The sequence below is a fragment of the Paenochrobactrum pullorum genome (assembly GCF_041929845.1).
Classification (GTDB): domain Bacteria; phylum Pseudomonadota; class Alphaproteobacteria; order Rhizobiales; family Rhizobiaceae; genus Paenochrobactrum; species Paenochrobactrum pullorum.
This window is the reverse complement of the sequence record NZ_JBHEEH010000057.1, coordinates 1-727: the sequence shown is the minus strand read 5'-3', so window position 1 is coordinate 727 and position 727 is coordinate 1. Positions and strand designations below refer to the sequence as shown.

At 49.4% G+C, this 727-nt stretch carries 3 protein-coding genes; all 3 read right to left on the bottom strand.

Annotated features, from left to right (window positions below; genetic code table 11):
- Positions 1–272: IS66 family transposase (locus JNC77_RS17615; protein WP_374834812.1), on the bottom strand; the 272-nt coding region annotated here is incomplete at its 3' end.
- 94 nt (positions 273–366) lie between these two features.
- Positions 367–609 (bottom strand): IS66 family insertion sequence element accessory protein TnpB, encoded by a 243-nt coding sequence (gene tnpB / locus JNC77_RS17610; protein WP_374834816.1) that lies wholly within the window; start codon positions 607–609, stop codon positions 367–369.
- The gene (tnpB, locus tag JNC77_RS17605) at positions 512–718 is read right to left on the bottom strand and encodes an IS66 family insertion sequence element accessory protein TnpB (protein WP_374834814.1); all 207 of its coding nucleotides are present in this window, start codon (positions 716–718) and stop codon (positions 512–514) included. The genes tnpB (JNC77_RS17610) and tnpB (JNC77_RS17605) overlap by 98 nt, the downstream gene beginning before the upstream one ends.
- Between the last annotated feature and the right edge of the window lie 9 nt (positions 719–727).

Genomic DNA, 727 nt, shown 5'->3' with positions numbered 1-727 from the left:
CGCGGCCTGGATATACGCTTGCCTGAAGGTGTATCAGCTTCGTCTTCTGCATGGATCGTAGCGATGGCAGTTTCGAGATCCTCCAGTGCCAGATCAAACTGCTCGGGATTAATCTTTTCTGACTTGCGCCCATATGCTGCCTGTTTGAAGGCTGCAACCAGTTTCTCCAGCCACTCAATGCGCTCATCTTTGCGAGCCCCAAGCGCAGTGGCTGCGATTAACAACGCTTTGAGTTCAGCAATATCATTGGGGAGATCGCTTACGTTTAACATGGATCGAATTTACTAAATTCAGCTGTGATTTGCTTGATGAATATGCTGTCAGAGTCATCGTGCCGCAGATATTTTTAGAGCAATCGTTTGTCTCTCAGACAGAGATCGGTGCTCTGACTTCCAAGCCACGAACACGTCGCCAATCCAGTCCTGCAAACAAAGCCTCAAACTGTGCATGGTTCAATGACATCAGCCCATTCTCGATCGCAGGCCAGCTGAATGTATGGGCCTCCAAACGTTTATAAGCTAGCACCATGCCTGTGCCATCCCAGTAAATCAGCTTCAAACGATCTGCCTTGCGCGAACGGAAGACAAAGACTGTTCCCGTAAACGGGATCCTTGCGCAATTCATTCTTGACCAGTGAGCCAAGTCCGTCATGGCCTTTGCGAAAGTCAACAGGCTTTGTTGCCACCATGATCCGCACCCGATTGGAAGGAAAGATCATGATTGAGCC